General features: G+C 55.1%; 16 protein-coding genes, 1 pseudogene and 1 riboswitch. Of the genes and pseudogenes, 7 read left to right on the top strand and 10 right to left on the bottom strand.

The genetic code is table 11. The annotated features are described in order from the left end of the window. Positions 1-65 precede the first annotated feature (65 nt). Complete coding sequence (gene dkgA, locus O1V66_RS20335; protein ID WP_045049137.1) at positions 66-899, top strand: 2,5-didehydrogluconate reductase DkgA; 834 nt, start codon at positions 66-68, stop codon at positions 897-899. A 50-nt stretch (positions 900-949) separates the two neighbouring features. Here the strand turns inward: dkgA and ftsP are convergent, their stop codons facing one another. The 3 genes and pseudogenes from ftsP to parC all read right to left on the bottom strand — a co-directional run bounded on the left by ftsP (position 950) and on the right by parC (position 5,774). Further along, positions 950-2,371 carry a cell division protein FtsP gene (gene ftsP, locus O1V66_RS20330; RefSeq protein ID WP_045049136.1) on the bottom strand — a complete coding sequence of 474 codons (1,422 nt, stop codon included), beginning with the start codon at positions 2,369-2,371 and terminating at the stop codon, positions 950-952. 128 nt (positions 2,372-2,499) lie between these two features. Further along, the gene (locus O1V66_RS20325; RefSeq protein ID WP_045049135.1) at positions 2,500-3,243 is read right to left on the bottom strand and encodes a 1-acylglycerol-3-phosphate O-acyltransferase; all 744 of its coding nucleotides are present in this window, start codon (positions 3,241-3,243) and stop codon (positions 2,500-2,502) included. Positions 3,244-3,500: 257 nt separating this feature from the next. Continuing rightward, positions 3,501-5,774, bottom strand: a pseudogene (parC, locus tag O1V66_RS20320) (DNA topoisomerase IV subunit A). A 343-nt stretch (positions 5,775-6,117) separates the two neighbouring features. Between parC and O1V66_RS20315 the strand changes: the two are divergent. Both O1V66_RS20315 and O1V66_RS20310 read left to right on the top strand, forming a co-directional pair. Beyond that, positions 6,118-6,717: an NAD(P)H-dependent oxidoreductase gene (locus O1V66_RS20315; protein ID WP_045049133.1), complete on the top strand. Its 600-nt coding sequence runs from the start codon at positions 6,118-6,120 to the stop codon at positions 6,715-6,717. A 109-nt stretch (positions 6,718-6,826) separates the two neighbouring features. Further along, complete coding sequence (locus O1V66_RS20310) at positions 6,827-7,132, top strand: putative quinol monooxygenase (RefSeq protein WP_045049132.1); 306 nt, start codon at positions 6,827-6,829, stop codon at positions 7,130-7,132. Positions 7,133-7,291: 159 nt separating this feature from the next. Here the strand turns inward: O1V66_RS20310 and parE are convergent, their stop codons facing one another. Genes parE through nudF form a run of 5 tightly spaced genes read right to left on the bottom strand, consistent with a single transcriptional unit; the run spans position 7,292 to position 11,736 of the window. Further along, positions 7,292-9,187: a DNA topoisomerase IV subunit B gene (parE, locus tag O1V66_RS20305; RefSeq protein ID WP_045049131.1), complete on the bottom strand. Its 1,896-nt coding sequence runs from the start codon at positions 9,185-9,187 to the stop codon at positions 7,292-7,294. A 55-nt stretch (positions 9,188-9,242) separates the two neighbouring features. Then, positions 9,243-9,824, bottom strand: coding sequence for an esterase YqiA (gene yqiA / locus O1V66_RS20300; RefSeq protein WP_045049130.1), 582 nt, complete (start codon positions 9,822-9,824; stop codon positions 9,243-9,245). Further along, the gene (cpdA, locus tag O1V66_RS20295; RefSeq protein ID WP_045049129.1) at positions 9,824-10,651 is read right to left on the bottom strand and encodes a 3',5'-cyclic-AMP phosphodiesterase; all 828 of its coding nucleotides are present in this window, start codon (positions 10,649-10,651) and stop codon (positions 9,824-9,826) included. The genes yqiA and cpdA overlap by 1 nt, the downstream gene beginning before the upstream one ends. 27 nt (positions 10,652-10,678) lie before the next feature. After that, positions 10,679-11,104, bottom strand: coding sequence for a DUF1249 family protein (locus tag O1V66_RS20290; protein WP_045049128.1), 426 nt, complete (start codon positions 11,102-11,104; stop codon positions 10,679-10,681). After that, positions 11,101-11,736, bottom strand: coding sequence for an ADP-ribose diphosphatase (gene nudF / locus O1V66_RS20285; protein ID WP_045049127.1), 636 nt, complete (start codon positions 11,734-11,736; stop codon positions 11,101-11,103). The genes O1V66_RS20290 and nudF overlap by 4 nt, the downstream gene beginning before the upstream one ends. 232 nt (positions 11,737-11,968) lie before the next feature. Between nudF and tolC the strand changes: the two genes are divergently transcribed. The 3 genes from tolC to O1V66_RS20270 all read left to right on the top strand — a co-directional run bounded on the left by tolC (position 11,969) and on the right by O1V66_RS20270 (position 15,503). Continuing rightward, positions 11,969-13,456: an outer membrane channel protein TolC gene (tolC, locus tag O1V66_RS20280; protein WP_045049126.1), complete on the top strand. Its 1,488-nt coding sequence runs from the start codon at positions 11,969-11,971 to the stop codon at positions 13,454-13,456. Between the two features lie 341 nt (positions 13,457-13,797). Beyond that, positions 13,798-14,340, top strand: coding sequence for a DUF1190 family protein (locus O1V66_RS20275; RefSeq protein ID WP_269127983.1), 543 nt, complete (start codon positions 13,798-13,800; stop codon positions 14,338-14,340). A gap of 2 nt (positions 14,341-14,342) precedes the next feature. Next, positions 14,343-15,503: a glutathionylspermidine synthase family protein gene (locus tag O1V66_RS20270; RefSeq protein WP_045049124.1), complete on the top strand. Its 1,161-nt coding sequence runs from the start codon at positions 14,343-14,345 to the stop codon at positions 15,501-15,503. A gap of 21 nt (positions 15,504-15,524) precedes the next feature. Here the strand turns inward: O1V66_RS20270 and ygiD are convergent, their stop codons facing one another. After that, complete coding sequence (gene ygiD, locus O1V66_RS20265; protein WP_045049123.1) at positions 15,525-16,313, bottom strand: 4,5-DOPA-extradiol-dioxygenase; 789 nt, start codon at positions 16,311-16,313, stop codon at positions 15,525-15,527. Between the two features lie 217 nt (positions 16,314-16,530). Next, positions 16,531-17,166 (bottom strand): 3,4-dihydroxy-2-butanone-4-phosphate synthase, encoded by a 636-nt coding sequence (ribB, locus tag O1V66_RS20260; RefSeq protein WP_045049122.1) that lies wholly within the window; start codon positions 17,164-17,166, stop codon positions 16,531-16,533. A gap of 132 nt (positions 17,167-17,298) precedes the next feature. Next, a riboswitch (FMN riboswitch) is annotated at positions 17,299-17,484 on the bottom strand. 135 nt (positions 17,485-17,619) lie between these two features. Here ribB and ubiK point away from each other — a divergent pair. Next, on the top strand, positions 17,620-18,054 hold the full coding sequence (gene ubiK, locus O1V66_RS20255) for a ubiquinone biosynthesis accessory factor UbiK (RefSeq protein WP_269127982.1): 435 nt from the start codon (positions 17,620-17,622) through the stop codon (positions 18,052-18,054). Positions 18,055-18,102 lie beyond the last annotated feature (48 nt).

The following is an 18,102-nucleotide window of genomic DNA, read 5'->3' as shown; positions in this document are numbered from 1 at the left end:
TTACTAGACTTAGCCAGTCAGGCAACAAATGCGTGGATTACGCATTTCCTCAACAGGAGAAATTTATGTCATCGCAATCCATCATCAAACTTCACGACGACACGCGTATTCCTCAACTGGGTCTGGGTGTGTGGAAAGCCAGCAACGACGAAGCGACTCACGCCGTCGGCACGGCACTGAACGCCGGTTATCGCCATATCGATACCGCCGCCGCGTATAAAAATGAGGAAGGCGTGGGTAAGGCGCTTCAGGAAACCAGCGTCGCTCGGGAAGATATCTTCATTACGACCAAACTGTGGAACGATCAGCAGTTATATGCGCAGAAAGCGCTGGAAGAGAGTCTGGAAAAACTCAAGCTGGACTATGTCGATCTCTACCTGATCCACTGGCCGCTGCCCGCGCAGGATAACTATGTGGAGTCCTGGAAGCAGCTGCTGAAACTGAAAGAGCAGGGGTTGGCGAAAAGCGTCGGCGTCTGTAATTTCCAGATCCCGCATCTGCAACGTTTAATCGATGAAACCGGCGTCGCGCCAACGGTTAACCAGATTGAGCTGCACCCTTCCCTGCCGCAGCGCCAGTTACACGCGTGGAATGCGACACACCGCATCGCCACAGAATCCTGGAGCCCGCTGGCTCAGGGCGGCGACGGGCTGTTCGACCAGCCGCTGATTGAACAGTTGGCGAAGAAGTATGACAAGACTCCCGCGCAGATTGTCATCCGCTGGCACCTGGATAACGGCTTGATTGTTATTCCTAAATCCGTCACGCCAAAGCGTATTCACGAAAACTTCAACGTCTTCGACTTCAAGCTGGATAAAGAAGAGTTGGCGGCATTTACCAAGCTGGACACCGGCACGCGTCTGGGTCCGGATCCGGACGATGCCAACGCATTCAAGTAAAAGAAGCGTAATACACTGCCCCCGCCGCAAGGGTGGGGGCAAGCGCGGACTCAGGATCCTGCCGAAGGCTGAATCACCATCTGGCCCATCGTGCCACGGTCGGCAAGTTCCAGCGTCTGGCTGTAGAAGAAGAACGGGAAATGCTCGTAGGAAGGCTGGTTAAGATAGACCAGCAGCTCCACCTCCCCGTCGACCCACACAGTATCCTTGAATCCGGCGTCCTCAATCAGCGGCGCAGCGCCATTGACCGTCTTGACCATAAAGGTGACGCCCTGAACGTGGAACGGCTGCGGCAGGTCGGCGTGCACCGTCCAGCGCTCCCACGTTCCCTGCATCGCCTGCACGTCGGTTCTTGACGGGTCAAACACCGCGCCGTTAATGCCGGGCTGATTGTCGCCAAGACGGAATTCGCGACTGCGCACCACATTGCCCACGATGAGCTGATCGGCCAGTAACCGCATCGGCAGGTTGTCGGTCACCAGCGGCAGCAGGCCGGTCGGCTTGATAGTGAGTACAAGCGTTGACACCAGAATGCTCGACGGCTGGAACAGCCCGCGTAACCGGTCCATGATGCCCGCCGCTTCACCCGCCGTAATCGACACCTCGTCGCCCTGCGTCATATCCACCAGCACTTCGCGACGTTCGCCCGGCGCAAGCGAAAGACGCTGTACGCTCACCGGCGTCGGCAGGAATCCCTGATCCGAGGCAATGACGTGGAACGGCCGATTGTCGGTCATGGTCAATTCATAACGTCGGGCATTGGAGGCATTGAGCAGACGCAAGCGCACCCAGCCGCGCGAGACGTTGACGTAAGGGCTCTGCACCCCGTTGACCAGCATGGTATCGCCAAAGAATCCGCCGCTGGCAGGCGTGTCGTACTGCGGCACGCCAAAGTTGTCCAGCCGCTTGTCCTGAAGGATTATCGGGAAATCGTCGACCGCATAGTGATTCGGCAGCGGCAGGCTTTTACTGACTTCATCTTCCACCAGCCACATTCCGGCCAGTCCGTTGTAGACCTGCGACGCCATATGTTCCGGCGTGTTGGCGTGATACCAGCACGTTGCGGCGGGTTGGCGAATGGGCAGCACGGGCGACCAGTCGCTGCCGGACGACATCATGCGCGCACCGCCGCCGGTCAGCGTGCCCGGAACCTGCAAGCCGCTGATGGTGATGGAAGCCGGTGCCGGCAGGCGGTTGCTGTAAATAAGTTTGACGTCATCGCCATTGTAGACCCGCACTGTCGGGCCGAGATACATGCCGTTGAATCCCCAGACCGGCGCTTTCGAGCCACCAAGAAATGACCAGTGCGACGGCTGAAGCGTCAGGAACAGCGGTTGTCCACGGCGGGATTCAATCAGGGGAGGAACGGGAAGTGCGGGTTGTACACCGGCAGCCTGTGCCCTCAGCGGCAACGATCCGGCAGCGAGAGCCATACCCGATGCCTGTAAAAAATGACGACGACTGAGGGACATATCTTCTCCATGAAAACAAAATCAGAATCTCGGGGTAGCCCGCTAACCTTCAATGGTGACGGACGCTAAATAATCGCCGTCAGGCAGGGAAGAAATTCCCCGACCCGTTCGGATGATTAGCAATCGGCTTATTTTTTTACTTTTGCGTCGGCTTCACGTCTGGCGACTTCGGCATCAAGCTCGGCAATTTTATCGGCCATAATTTGGCGGCAGTGCTCGGACAATTCACGTAAACGCTCCTTGCCATACTGCGTGGTATCCACCGGCGGCAGCATTTCAATAATAACCAGCCCGTTATTCCAGCGGTTGAGCTTGATCTTATTATTAGTGTTGGAAACGCAGATTGGCACGATAGGCACGCCTGCCGCAATGGCCGCGTGGAAGGCACCGGTTTTGAACGGCATCAGGCCACGGCCGCGGCTGCGGGTGCCTTCGGGGAACATCCAGATAGAGACGTCTTTCTTTTTGATTTGCGCCACCACCTGAGAGATGGTGCCATGCGCCTTTGCGCGATTCTCGCGGTCAATCAGCAGGTTACCGGTCAGCCAGTACAGCGGCCCGAAGAACGGGATCCACAGCAGGCTTTTCTTGCCCACGGTAACGGTACGTGGCTGAACCATGTTTGAAACGGTCACCATGTCGAAGTTGTTCTGGTGATTGGCGATATAAATACAGTTGCCGTTTTGCGCGGCATCGGCAGGAATACGCTGTTCTACCTTCAGGCCGAAAATCGGTGCCAGTCCGCCAAAGAGATGGCCGAAAGTCGCGACATGTTTAGGATTTCTTGGGCTGAAAAGGCAATAAATCGAACCGAATATACATACCAGAATTGAGAAAACCACGACATAAATAACGCGAAAAATAAATAACATAACACCCTCTTAAGCATACAACCGACATCAGCATGAAGCCGACTCTGTCGTTCCTTTGCCGCTGGACTATTCTCGTGCCTCGGCACGCTCTATACAATAGCTATTCTTCACCCTGAACGGGTTTTTATTAATACAAACAATGTTGATTGCAACAAAGTAAGTGATTTGTGCCTAAAACCCAAAAGAATAAATGATGCTGCCACGGTAAAGATTATTCAGGGCACCGAAGTGCCCTGAAAGGATAGCTGAAAAAAACCTTACTCTTCGCTATTTCCGATTGTCGGGCGCGAAGGCGCGTCATATTCCACACGGTCAATCTTCTGAAGCCCGCGCGGTAACAGCGTGCCTTTGCGGCCGCGTTTCTGCGCTGAATTTCTGTAAATCTTCAGGGCGCAGCGTCAGTTTGCGTTTACCCACGTGCAGCGTGATGGATGACTGCGGTGCCAGCACCAGCAGCCATGCCAGCGTGTCGACGCCCGCGGCTGCATCTGCCGCCGAAATAGAGACAATCTTGTTGCCCTTGCCTTTCGACAGTTGCGGCAGGTCGGCCACCGGGAACATCAGCATGCGGCCCGCCTGAGTTATCGACAGCAGCATGTTGTCTTCGCCGTCAAGCTCGATAGGCGGCAAGGCTCTGGCGTTTTCCGGCAGCGTAATCATGGCTTTACCGGCGCGGTTACGGGCGACCAAATCGGAGAAGTTACACACGAAGCCGTAACCGGCGTCCGACGCCATCAGCAGTTTCTGGTCGTCGGCGGCCATCAGCACCTGCTGGATGGTCGCGCCCGGCGGCGGTGTCAGCTTGCCGGTCAACGGCTCGCCCTGCCCGCGTGCCGATGGCAGCGTATTGGTGTCGAGCGCGTAACTGCGCCCCGTGGAGTCGATAAACACCACCGGCTGATTGCTCTTGCCGCGCGCGGCACTGCGGAAACTGTCGCCTGCCTTGTAGCTAAGACCGGTCGGGTCGATGTCGTGCCCTTTGGCACTGCGCACCCAGCCCATTTCAGACAGCACGACGGTAACCGGCTCGGACGGAATAATGTCGCTTTCGCTCATGGCTTTGGCTTCGCCGCGCTCGATGATTGGCGAACGACGCTCATCGCCGTAAGCCTCGGCATCGGCCTGAATTTCTTTGCGAATAAGCGTACTGAGCTTACGCTCGGAGCCCAGCAGCGCCTGCAGCTGATCGCGCTCTTTCTCGAGCTCGGCCTGTTCGCCGCGAATCTTCATCTCTTCCAGTTTGGCAAGATGACGGAGTTTCAGCTCGAGGATGGATTCGGCCTGGGTTTCGCTCAGGGCGAAGCGCGCCATCAATACGGGCTTGGGTTCGTCTTCGGAACGAATAATATGGATAACGTCGTCGATATTCAGGAAGGCGATCAGCAAGCCTTCAAGAATGTGCAGGCGTTTCAGCACCTTGTCGAGACGGAAATTCAGACGACGGCGCACCGTTTCACGGCGGTAAGACAGCCATTCGGTGAGGATATCTACCAGCCCTTTCACCTGCGGGCGATTATCCAGACCTATCATGTTCATGTTGATGCGGTAACTGCGCTCGAGATCGGTGGTCGCAAACAGATGGTTCATGACCTGGTCGAGATCGATACGGTTGGAGCGCGGCACAATGACCAGACGCGTCGGGTTTTCGTGATCCGACTCGTCGCGCAGGTCTTCAACCATCGGCAGCTTTTTGGCCCGCATCTGGCTGGCGATTTGCTCCAGCACTTTTGCACCGGAAACCTGATGCGGCAAGGCCGTGATGACTGCTTCGCCGTCCTCTTTTTCCACAGCGCGCGCATACGCACCGAGCCTTTGCCCGACTCGTAAATCTTGCGGATTTCATTGCGTGGGGTGATGATTTCTGCTTCGGTCGGGAAGTCCGGCCCCTGCACGTATTCCAGCAGGTCTTCCAGCGTGCTGCCCGGTTTTTCGAGCAGGGCGACGGCAGCATTGGCGACTTCACGCAGGTTGTGCGGCGGAATATCCGTCGCCATACCGACTGCGATACCGGTAGTGCCGTTCAGTAGAATGTTGGGCAGGCGCGCAGGCAGCATCTTCGGCTCCTGCAAGGTGCCGTCGAAGTTTGGCACCCAGTCCGCCGTGCCCAGCGCCAGTTCACGCAGCAGAACTTCGGCATACTTCGACAGGCGCGATTCGGTATAACGCATCGCGGCGAAGGATTTCGGGTCATCCGGCGCGCCCCAGTTTCCCTGACCATCTACCAGCGGGTAACGATACGAGAAAGGCTGCGCCATCAATACCATCGCTTCATAACAGGCGCTGTCGCCGTGCGGATGGTATTTACCCAGTACGTCGCCGACGGTACGGGCGGATTTCTTGAATTTTGCGCTATTGCCGAGACCCAGTTCGGACATCGCGTAGATGATTCGACGCTGAACCGGCTTCAGGCCGTCGCCGATATAAGGCAGTGCCCGGTCCATGATGACGTACATGGAATAATTCAGGTAGGCATTTTCGGTAAACGTGTGCAGAGCAATGCGCTCTGTCCCGTCATGAGTCATTTCACTCATTAATTTTTTATCCTCAGACCCGTGGCACTATTGTGCTGGAAAATAAACGTTCTGGACTGTGTTCTGATTCTGTTCCAGACAATTTCTGGACAACAAGGAGGACTTCGCGCGCAGATGCCTCGGCACATGGCGATGATGACCGCGATAGTACATCAAATGGCGTATTGCTGTCACAGTTGCTGTGTTTTGGTCGCCCATGTTATGCTCAAACTCCGCGTAAAAAGTCGATAAGCCCCCTCGATTATTGCCAGCCTGACAATAGTATTGTGCTCTAGCGCACATTTTTATCTGCAACAATATTGTGTACACTTCGTTTAATAAGTTTACCAACGAGGCCAATGCTATGAGCAACATACTGATTATCAACGCCGGAAAAACCTTTGCCCACTCCAAAGGTGCCCTCAATATCAGCCTGACTGACATTGCCGACAGTTTTCTGCGTGATGCGGGCCATAGCGTTCGCGTCACCCATCTTGAAGAAGGCTACGACATAGAAGCCGAAATCCAGAGCTACCTGTGGGCCGATGCCATCATTTATCAGATGCCGGGCTGGTGGATGGGCGCGCCGTGGACGCTGAAAAAATACATCGACGAAGTCTTCACGGAAGGCCACGGTCGTCTGTATGAAAGCGATGGCCGTACCCGTTCCGACGCCTCCAAAAAATACGGCTCCGGCGGCCTGCTGCAAGGCACCGCGTACATGCTGTCCGTCACCTGGAATGCGCCGCTTGAAGCATTCGAAGATAAAGACCAGTTCTTCCACGGCGTGGGCGTAGACGGCGTTTACCTGCCGTTCCACAAGGCCAACCAGTTCATCGGTATGGACACCCTGCCGACCTTTATGTGCAACGACGTCATCAAGCAGCCTGATATCGAGGGTTACTTTGCCAACTATCGTGCGCATCTGGATAACGTATTCGGTCAGGCTGAAACTGCCGAGTAACTTTCCGCATTTGGCAAACCAAGCGTTTATTGCCACACTGTGAAAGCATTATTCGAGCGGGTCGGACTGTTTCGATGGCCCGCAAATTTTCAGGGAAACCGAGGTTTTTATGATAACCGTGATTGCTGAAATCATCATCAAGCCGGGCCGCCGCGATGCTGTACTGGAAAAAATCCGCCAGCTGCTGCCGACCGTACTGGAAGAGAAAGGCTGCCATCGTTACGAGCCTTTTATCGATGTGAAAGGACAGATCCCGTGGCGTCAAAGCGCGCCCGACTCCATCTTTATGGTCGAAGACTGGGCGAGTCTGGCACATCTCGAAGATCATCAGCAGGCCGCGCACATGCACGCGCATCGTGAAAACATCAAAAATGATGTGGTAGACGTCAAGATCAATATCATCGAAACCGCCTGATAACGTCCTGCCCCATAAAAAAACCGGAGCCAAAAACTCCGGTTTTTTTGTTTAGGGCCACGCCCTGACTAAAAAACAATCCGCAAGTTAACCCCTTATCATTCAAAATTCAGGTAGGCGGCAACGACAGCCAACCCCCTGAATGAAGACTGATACCGGTTAAACAGACAGCTCGGCAGTATCGCCTTTGTCTTGAAGCCAATTACGCCTGTCTTCCGATCTTTTCTTCGCCAGCAGCATGTCCATCATGCGCAGCGTCTGGTCGACATCTTCTTCGTCTATTGTCAGCTGTACCAGACGACGTGTATTTGGATCCAGCGTCGTTTCACGCAGTTGCAGCGGGTTCATCTCGCCCAGACCTTTGAAGCGCTGCACATTCGGCTTGCCCTTTTTGCGCTTGAGCTGTTCCAGCACTCCGGTCTTTTCTTCTTCATCCAGCGCGTAGAAGACTTCCTTGCCGAGGTCGATACGGTAAAGAGGCGGCATCGCGACATAGACGTGACCGCCGCGTACCAGCGAGCGGAAATGGCGTACAAACAGCGCGCACAGCAGCGTGGCGATGTGCAGCCCGTCGGAGTCGGCATCCGCAAGAATGCAGATTTTGCCATAACGCAGCTGGGTCAGATCTTCGCTGTCGGGATCGATGCCTATCGCCACAGAGATGTCATGCACCTCCTGCGAGGCCAGCACTTCGTCCGACGAGACTTCCCAGGTGTTCAGGATTTTGCCTTTCAGCGGCATGATAGCCTGATATTCACGATCGCGCGCCTGTTTTGCCGAGCCGCCTGCGGAATCCCCTTCGACCAGAAACAGTTCGGTCATTTTGAGATCCTGCGAGGTGCAGTCAGCCAGTTTGCCGGGCAGTGCCGGACCGCTGGTCAGCTTTTTACGCACCACTTTCTTCGCGGCGCGCATACGGCGCTGGGCGCTGGAAATCGCCAGTTCGGCCAGCTGTTCGGCGGCCTGTACGTTCTGGTTCAGCCACAGGCTAAATGCGTCTTTCACTACGCCGGAAACAAAGGCCGCACACTGACGGGAAGACAGACGCTCCTTGGTTTGCCCCGCAAACTGGGGATCCTGCATCTTGACCGACAGCACATAGGCACAGCGCTCCCAGATATCTTCCGCCGACAGTTTCACACCGCGCGGCAGAATGTTGCGGTATTCGCAGAACTCGCGCATGGCATCAAGCAGACCCTGACGCAGCCCGTTGACGTGCGTGCCGCCCTGCATGGTCGGGATCAGGTTGACGTAGCTTTCGGTCAGCATTTCACCGCCTTCCGGCAGCCACAGCAGCGCCCAGTCTACCGCTTCGGTATCACCGGCGAACGCACCGACAAAGGCTTTTTCCGGCAGCGTAATCAGGCCGTTGACCGCTTCCATCAGGTAATCGGTCAGGCCGTCCTGATAGCACCAGCTCTGTTCGGTATTGTTGACCTTGTCCTTGAACACAATCTCGACGCCCGGACACAGCACCGCCTTGGCTTTCAGCAGGTGACTGAGACGGCTTACGGAGAAGCGCGGGCTGTCGAAGAAACTGCCGTCGGGCCAGAAATGGACACTGGTGCCGGTATTGCGTTTGCCGACGGTGCCGGTCACGGTCAGGTCCTGCACCTTGTCGCCGTTTTCAAAGGCCATGTTGTAGATTTGGCCGTCACGACGCACGGTCACTTCCACACGCGTCGACAGGGCGTTAACCACGGAAATGCCGACGCCGTGCAGACCGCCCGAAAACTGGTAGTTCTTGTTGGAGAATTTACCGCCCGCATGCAGACGGCAGAAAATCAGTTCAACCGCAGGAATGCCCTCTTCCTGGTGGATATCCACCGGCATGCCGCGGCCATCGTCGGTCACTTCAAGTGACTGATCGGCGTGCAGAATAACTTCGATTCGACGAGCATGGCCCGCCAGCGCCTCATCGACGCTGTTATCGATAACTTCCTGTCCCAGGTGGTTTGGCCGGGTGGTATCGGTGTACATGCCCGGACGGCGGCGCACAGGTTCGAGGCCGCTGAGAACCTCGATAGAATCCGCGTTATAAGTTGATTGACTCATCGTTTTTTAATTCGTGGCTCTGGTTGTGAGTGAACGATACTGTTGCTGGCGAAAATTAATCCGTAGCCAGCCCCAAGAAATCCACAATCGGTGAGAAATAACGTTCAAACCCGACAAATGCATGATTGCCCTCGGGTTCTACGGTCTGGCGGCACGCGGTAAAATAGGCTACGGCCTGACGGTAGTCGAGGGTCTCATCGCCGGTTTGCTGGAGCAACCACAGTAGATCGGGTGACTCCAAAGGTTCGATCTGCATCACTTTGAGATCGTAAACATGGCGAGACTCTAACACATATTGCTGGCCGGTGTAGGGGTTCTGATTGACACCCAGGTAGTCGATTAAAAGTTCATAAGGACGAATGGCAGGATTAACCACTACCGCCGGCAACATAAAGCATTGCGATAACCAGGTCGCGTAATATCCGCCGAGCGAGGAGCCGACAATGCCGATTTTCTCGCCCGAACGGTCCATCACCAGCGTCTCAAGTTGCTCGGCGGCATCGGCCGGATACGGCAGCAGCTGCGGGATAACCATCTCGATATGCGGATGATGGTCGGCCAGCCAGCTTCTCAGCGCAGTGGCCTTGGCGGAGAGAGGCGAACTGTTGAAGCCGTGCAGATACAGCAAAGTGCTCATTAATAACCTTCTGCGTCGGCATCGGGGCTGAACTCGTCGCTGTCGATACGACAGACTTCGGTTTCAACACGACCGTCGGGATGAAGTGTCAGATAACGCCAGCCGGGCGCGAGGCTGTCCAGCGTGAAGTTGGTGCAGTGCGGCTTGAACTGGACGCAGGTGGAAGGCGTTGCGTAAAGCCGTTTGCCGTACCAGTCGAGATCCAGCTCCTGATGAATATGCCCGCAAATCAGCGTGGAAACCTGCGGGTAATCTTCCAGCACGGCGGCCAGCGTGTGCGCATTGCGCAGGCTGTGCTGATCGAGCCAGGTACAGCCGGAAGGCAGCGGATGATGGTGCAGCATAATCAGGGTGTAGCGCTCGGGGAACTGATCCAGACAGCGCGTCATCCATTCGAGTTGATACTCGCTGATTTCGCCGTGCGGCACGCCGAATACCTGGGTGTCGAGCAGCAGGACCTGCCACTGATTGCCGAGCAGAACCTGCTTGGAGGGGCGAATGCCAGCTTCGGCCAGTGCATCGACCATCGCCGGTTGAAAATCGTGGTTGCCGGGCAGCCACACGCAGGGCGCATCGATTCTGGCGATACCCTGCGCGAAATGGTGATAGGCCTCGAGCGACTGATCCTGCGCCAGATCGCCGGTTGCGGTAATGATATCCACCTCGTGATTGCGGGCGCAAATGGCGTCCAGCACGGCGCGATAGCTGCGAAACGTGTTTACGCCCAGCAAAGTCTGCTCTTCGCCCGCAAAGAGGTGGGTATCAGTAATCTGAAGTATCCTGACTTTGGCCCCATCAACCAAAGGCAGCGTAAACAGGCTTTCCAAATTCGATCCTTTGTTATTGAAGTCTGTCTAACAAACCGGAACCGGCATAGCTCCATGCGCCAGACAATAGCGCAACCAATCGGCAAGGAACTGGTTAATTTGATGCTTTTCATCACGCTGATGCAACTTTTTGTTAGGATAATCATAGCGTGCTTTGAAACGAAAGATCTGCTGGCTCGCACACACTTCGGCAACCATGGCGTCATGATAAAGACGCACGGTAAGCGAAGGCAGGCTCCAGTAAGAGACGGCCGGTGCCGTCTGGCTAATTTCAACCAATGAAGTATAGCGTGTCGATTCCAGAATTTTCAGCTGGTAGGTCGCGTTGGTCACCTGATATGACACTGTCTGCCCGACTTCATCGTTTCGAGGGAGCAAACGACGCAGCTGGGCGAAATTGGTTTCGCACAGGCGCATCATTTCGGGAAAATCGGGAACGTAGCGCTTAATCATTCTTTAACCCATTCTTTTCTAAGAGATTCATGGTGCAGCGCCAACCATTGCAGAGCAATGACCGATGCCGCATTATCTATGGCTCCTTCTTCCACCCAGCGATAAGCCTGCTCCCGACTCACCACATGTACCCGGATGTCTTCATTTTCAGTGTCCAGCCCATGAATTCCTTCTGCCTTGGAGGCATCGACTTCCCCTACCATAATGGAAAGTCGTTCGCTGGTGCCACCCGGACTTGCCAGATAGCTCAGCGCCGGTTTACAGCGTTTTACAGTGATACCTGCCTCTTCGGCGGCCTCGCGGCGCGCGACATCTTCAACCGTTTCGCCCTCTTCGATGATACCTGCGACCATCTCGAGCAGCCACGGTGTTTCGCTGCTTTCCAGCGCGGGGAGACGGATTTGCTCGATGAGCACAACCTCGTCGGTTACAGGATCATAAGGTAACAGAACCGCCGCATGACCACGCTCAAAAACTTCGCGCACCACCTCACCGCTCATTTCGCCATTGAACAGACGATGGCGAAAACGGTAGGCGTTGATGGCGAAGAAGCCCTGGTAGCGGTTTTCGACGGCAATGATTTCCAGATCGTTCCTGCCGTAACTGACTGGTGAATCTTTGAATTTGGCCATAAAACGTTCTCCCGTTAGCGGTAAAAAGTTTTTAATCTCCTCATCGGAACATTTAGATGAAGATGCGGTAATAATAATCAAGGTTATTTGTGGTAGATTTGGATTCGCGCGGCAGAGATGGCACATTAGGCCATGCAATTTTCTCACGGGTCTCTGCTAGAATCCGCGTCGATACCTTTATGGTTTAATGACAGCATTAAATAATAACATTGCTGCACTACAAGGAATGCAAATGAAGAAACTGCTCCCTCTTCTCATCGCGTTGAGCCTCGGCGGCGTCAGCACGGTAAGCCAGGCTGAAAATCTCGTGCAGGTCTACAAGCAAGCCAGGGAAAGTAACCCGGATTTGCGTGCGTCAGGTGCGACGCGTGATGCTGCATTCGAGAAAATTAATGAAGCACGCAGTCCGTTGCTGCCGCAATTGGGATTGGGTGTCGATTACGCTTACAACAACGGCTATCGCGATGCCAACGGTGTAAACAGTAATGAGACTAGCGGTTCATTGCAGCTGACGCAGACGATTTTCGACATGTCCAAATGGCGTGCCTTGACCCTGCAGGAAAAAACCGCCGGTATTGCCGACGTGACCTTCCAGACCGCGCAGCAGACCCTTATTCTGAACACCGCCACCGCCTATTTCAACGTTTTGAGTGCGATTGATGCGCTCTCTTACACGGAAGCGCAAAAACAGGCTATTTATCGCCAGCTGGATCAAACCACCCAGCGCTTCAACGTGGGCCTGGTCGCCATCACCGATGTGCAGAATGCCCGTTCCGAATACGACACCGTTCTGGCCAACGAAGTCACGGCCCGCAATACGCTCGACAACGCGCTCGAAGTGCTGCGTCAGGTGACCGGGGTTTACTATCCGCAGTTGGCTTCGCTGAACATCAATACGTTCACCACCCAGCGCCCCGAGCCGGTGGCCAATCTGCTGAGAGAAGCCGAAAACCGCAACCTCAGTCTGCTGTCGGCGCGTCTGTCGCAGGATTTGGCGCGTGAAGAGATTCGCTACTACCAGACCGGCCACATGCCAACACTGGATCTCACCGCTTCAAGCGGCATCAGCAACACCAAATATAACGGCTCCAGAACCGGCGAAGGTTCCAGCTATCAAGACAGCGATGCCGGGCAAAACAAGGTCGGCCTGAGCCTGACGATTCCGCTGTACAGCGGCGGCTCCGTCACCTCGCAGGTCAAACAGGCGCAGTACAACTTCGTTACCTACAGCGAGCAGCTTGAAAGCGCGCACCGCAGCGTCGTGCAGACCGTGCGTTCCTCTTTCAACAATATTTCAGCGTCCATCAGCAGCATCAACGCCTACAAGCAGGCCGTGGTTTCTGCGCAAAGCTCGCTGGATGCCACCGAAGCCGGTTATCGGGTCGGCACGCGTACCATTGTCGACGTGCTTGACGCGACCACCACGCTCTACAATGCCAAGCAGCAACTTTCCAGTGCGCGTTATACCTATCTTATCAACCAGCTAAACGTGAAATCGGCGCTCGGCACGTTGAATGAGAATGACCTGCTGTCGCTCAATGGCGCATTGGGTGCGCCGGTTCCGACCAATCCGGAACAGGTCGCGCCCGAGACGCCACAACAGAATGCCGCCGTCGATGAAGGCAACCCAAGCATAGCACCTGCGGCACCCGTGCAACGTGCCAGCACACCGGTTGCTCCGAAAACGGTAAAAACCAGCGGTAATCCTTTCCGTAACTAACCATCGATTATTGCCTGAAACCTGTTCAAAACCGCCTGTCATGGGCGGTTTTTCCTTTCGGCACGCCGATAAACGGCGCGTTACCCCCTCCGAACGTAAAGTCTGGTAACGATGGACTTTCCTGCTTTAATTGTAAGCACCTTTACCTTATTCTTATTCTGTTACAACTGTAACCTACTCTGGGTAAAGGGCGGTCACGCCCGACGATGGGATAAATAAAATGAAACGGACACAAAACGTCAATCTGGCGACTTTTCGTAAAACCTGGCGCAGCTCGCGCATTACGCCCGCCGCTGTCGCAATCAGCGCCGTTTTTATGCTTAGCGCCTGTGAAAAAAGCGATGAAAACGTCTCGCTTTACCAGAAACGCCGACGACTGCTCCAAAGCCAATCCGTCCAATAGCGCGCAATGTACCAAAGCATTCAACGATGCCAAGGCCGAAGCCGCCAAGACAGCGCCAAAATACGCCAACCGCGCAGACTGCGTCGCCGAATTCGGTGAGTCGCAGTGTACTCAGACCCCGGCACAGGCCGGTATGTCGGCCGAATCGCAACAGGGCGGCAGCATGTGGATGCCGCTGATGGCCGGCTTTATGATGGGCCGCATGATGAGCGGTGGCGGCTATGCGCAGCAACCGCTGTTTACCTCGAAAAACGCGGGCAGCCCTGCCAGCGGCAAATTCGTCGATTCCAGCGGCAAGAGCTATGGTCCCGCGACTACCGGGCGCAGCATGAATGTTCCACGCACCGCTTTGGCCCCTAAACCGGCCACCACCAGCACGGTAACGCGCGGCGGTTTCGGCGAAAGCGTCGCCAAACAGACCTCCATACAGCGTAGCTCGGCATCGGCCACACGTTCCCCTTCCCGCAGCATGGGTGGCTAGGCATGAAACGTGTAGCCATACAGGAGCGTCCCGACTGGCGCGAAAAGGCCACGGAATTCGGCTTCAATTTTCACACCATGTACGGCGAACCCTACTGGTGTGAAGATGCCTATTATCAGTTTACGCTGGCGCAGATTGAACAGATAGAAACGGCGACGGCAGAGTTGCATCAGATGTGTTTGCAGGTGGTCGAAAAGGTCGTCGCCAGCGATGCATTAATGGCTAAATTCCAGATCCCGAAACATGTCCGGGAATTTGTTCGCGCCTCCTGGCGCACCCACCAGCCTTCGCTCTATTCGCGTATGGATCTGGTTTATGACGGCGTTAATCCGCCCAAGCTTCTTGAAAATAACGCCGATACGCCGACCTCTCTCTATGAGGCCGCGTTTTTCCAATGGTTGTGGCTCGAAGATCAAATCGCGGCAGGCAAACTGCCGCCGCAGGCCGATCAGTACAACAGCATGCAGGAAAAACTGATTGAACGTTTCGGCGAACTAAAATCACAGCACGGTTTTTCGCTGCTGCATTTCGCCTGCTGCCAGGATACAGAAGAGGATCGCGGCACCGTGCAGTATTTGCAGGACTGCGCGCTCGAGGCCGATCTCGCCAGCGAGTTTCTGTATATAGAAGAGATTGGTCTGGGCGAGCGCGGGCAATTTACCGATCCGCAGGATCAGGTCATCAGCAACCTATTCAAACTGTATCCGTGGGAATTCATGTTCCGCGAAACATTTTCGACCAAGCTCGAAGATGCGGGCGTGCGCTGGCTGGAACCGGCCTGGAAAGCGATTATCTCCAACAAGGCACTGCTGCCGCTGCTATGGGAAATGTTCCCTCATCATCCTAATCTGCTGGCGTCCTACTTCGCCGAAGACGCGCATCCGCCGATGGAACGCTACGTGATAAAACCGCTGTTCTCCCGTGAGGGCGCGAATATTCGCATTATCGACAACGGCAAGGAAGTCGCCAGCGCCGACGGCCCATACGGAAAGGAAGGCATGATTGTGCAGGAATATTGCCCCATGCCGCGCCATAACGACAGCTATACCCTGATTGGCAGCTGGCTGGTTGACGATACGCCGTGCGGGATAGGCTTACGTGAAGATAAAGCGCTGATCACTCAGGATCTTTCACGCTTTTATCCTCACGTTATTGTCGATTGATAGAAAGCCTGCGATCCGCGCTTAACCCAGCTGGACAGACAGCATGCTCAACGAACTCATCACAATGCCCTGTGTCGGCAAAGTGATGGGTTCAACGCCATCCCAGGATCCCAGCAGGTAAAGCAGCGGCAGGTAGTGTTCAGGCGTGGGATTGGACAACGCCGCCCCTTCATGCTGCATGAAGTTGACTAATGGATGATCCTTGGCGTCGCCCTTCCAGTGCAGGTTGTCTACCACAAACTGACTGAAGGAATTCGCCCACGGATAAGCCTCGGCATCACCTTCCCATTTCACCATACGCAGGTTGTGCACCACGTTGCCGCTCGCCACAATCATCACGCCTTCGTCGCGCAGCGCCGTCAGCTTTTGCCCCAGCTGATAATGATATTCTGCCGGTTGGGTGCCGTCGATGCTGAGCTGAACCATCGGAATATCCGCATCGGGATACATCTTGGTCAACACGCCCCACGAACCATGATCGAATCCCCATTCGCCGGTGTCGGCCTGCACGGCAACCGGCGACAGCAGTGCCTGAATCCGTTCTGCCAACGCCGGGGAACCCGGAGCCGGATAACGGACATCAAACAGCGCCTGTGGAAACGCGCCAAAGTCGTGAATGGTGCGCGGATGTTCCATTGCCGTCACCGCCGTTCCTCGCGTATACCAGTGCGCAGACACCGCAAGAATCGCCTTCGGACGCGGCAGGGTTTTCCCGAGCGCTTCCCATGCACGGGTATAAATGTTGTCTTCCAGCACGTTCATCGGGCTTCCGTGGCCAAGAAACAGCGCAGGCATACGTGAAGTAGTCATAAAATTTTCCTTACCGCCTGGTCAAGAGGTCGCGGATGCCGTATTGCTCCGCTCGATGGGGAAAAGACTACTCGCTTTATCGCCCCGGATCTGCCGGATAAGCATGATGAAGATATTCAAAAAATTTGATGGGTAATGTCAGAAAAAAGCCGACGCAGAAGGTCGGCCTGAATCATGAAGTCACGGGTTATAACAGCCGTCACGCGTGTCGCGAAACTCAGCCCTGCAAATAGGCCACCAGGTCATCAATGGTGACGACCGGCATGTTGTGCTGGTTGGCAAAAACAATGGCTTCGGGCGCGTGCGCCATCGTGCCGTCATCGTTGGTCAGTTCGCAAAGCACGCCGTAAGGGCGGAATCCGGCCAGCTTGACCAGATCGATAGTCGCTTCGGTATGGCCCGGACGCGTTAATACGCCGCCATCGCGCGCGCGCAGCGGGAATACGTGGCCGGGGCGATTGAGATCGGAAGGCGTAGCGTCGTCGGCAATTGCCGCGCGAATGGTAGTCAGGCGATCGGCTGCAGAAACGCCGGTGGTCACGCCTTTAGCCGCTTCGATAGTGACCGTAAAACCGGTCTGATAATGGCTGGAATTATGCTCGACCATCATCGGCAACTCGAGTTGCTGACGGCGTTCGTCAGTCAGACACAGGCAGACAATGCCGCTGCCGTGGCGAATGGTCAGCGCCATCTGCTCGACGGTCATGGTTTCTGCGGCGAAAATCATATCGCCTTCGTTTTCACGATTTTCGTCATCCAGCACCATCACACCTTGTCCGTTGCGCAGGGCGGCAACAGCACGTTCAACACGCTCGGCAGGTGTACCGAATTCGGAAAGTAGAGTCTGATTCATGGTAAAATAACCTCATTAATGCTTTAAAATAAATGGATTACCAGAATCAGGGCGTCTTGCGGAGATAGCATGGCCGTGCCTATGGCAGACCATAACGATAAATAACGTAGCGGGCATCGAGGCCCTTCATGTCGTTACTCTCTCCCATCCGGACTATAACCGTCGGCCCCGGAATTACACCGGATCTGCTGACCTTCTGCCTTTCATCAGATGAAAAGACACAAGCGCTCGCGGGCTTCCACGATGACGAAAAGGGTTTCATCACATACTCTGTGGTTTACCGCCGGTGGGGACTTGCACCCCGCCCTGAGAATAAGCAGGTCAACTATAACGCCAATGAATGGACGGAGCAATGCACCCGTTGTGCTATTAAAAGCATGCAGATAGGTTTATAGAATGCCATTCAGGCATTACACTAAGAGAAAGCCACTTCTCTGAAACAGGGTAACGACGATGATCGACACTAAAAAAATTGAACAAATTGCTCGCCAGGTCCACGAAGCGATGCCAAAAGGGATCCGCGAGTTTGGTGAAGATACCGAAAAGAAAGTCCGTCAGGTCCTGCAGGCGCAGTTCAGCCGTATGGATTTGGTCAACCGCGAAGAGTTTGACGTGCAGACGCAGGTTCTGCTGCGCACCCGCGAAAAGCTGACCCTGCTGGAACAGCGTCTGGCCGAGCTTGAAGGCAAACTGGCCAACGCCAATAACGCACCTACTGCGCCGATTGCACCGACCATGAATACTCCGCAGGCCGACACTTTCGCTCCGCCAACGTCTACCGCGCCGAACCACGGCATCTTCTCCGGCCGCTGCGCCAAAAATCGACAAGCCTATTGCCTGATTGACGGAGCATTTCAGCTTTCGTCAAGCCAGCACGGCGAACAATAGAAAAGGCCCACATTTGTGGGCCTTTTTTTGACGGCAATTATGTTATCA

Source organism: Rouxiella chamberiensis, assembly GCF_026967475.1.
Classification (GTDB): Bacteria; Pseudomonadota; Gammaproteobacteria; order Enterobacterales; family Enterobacteriaceae; genus Rouxiella; species Rouxiella chamberiensis.
The sequence above is the reverse complement of the archived record's forward strand: the minus strand, read 5'-3'. Positions and strand labels throughout refer to the sequence as shown.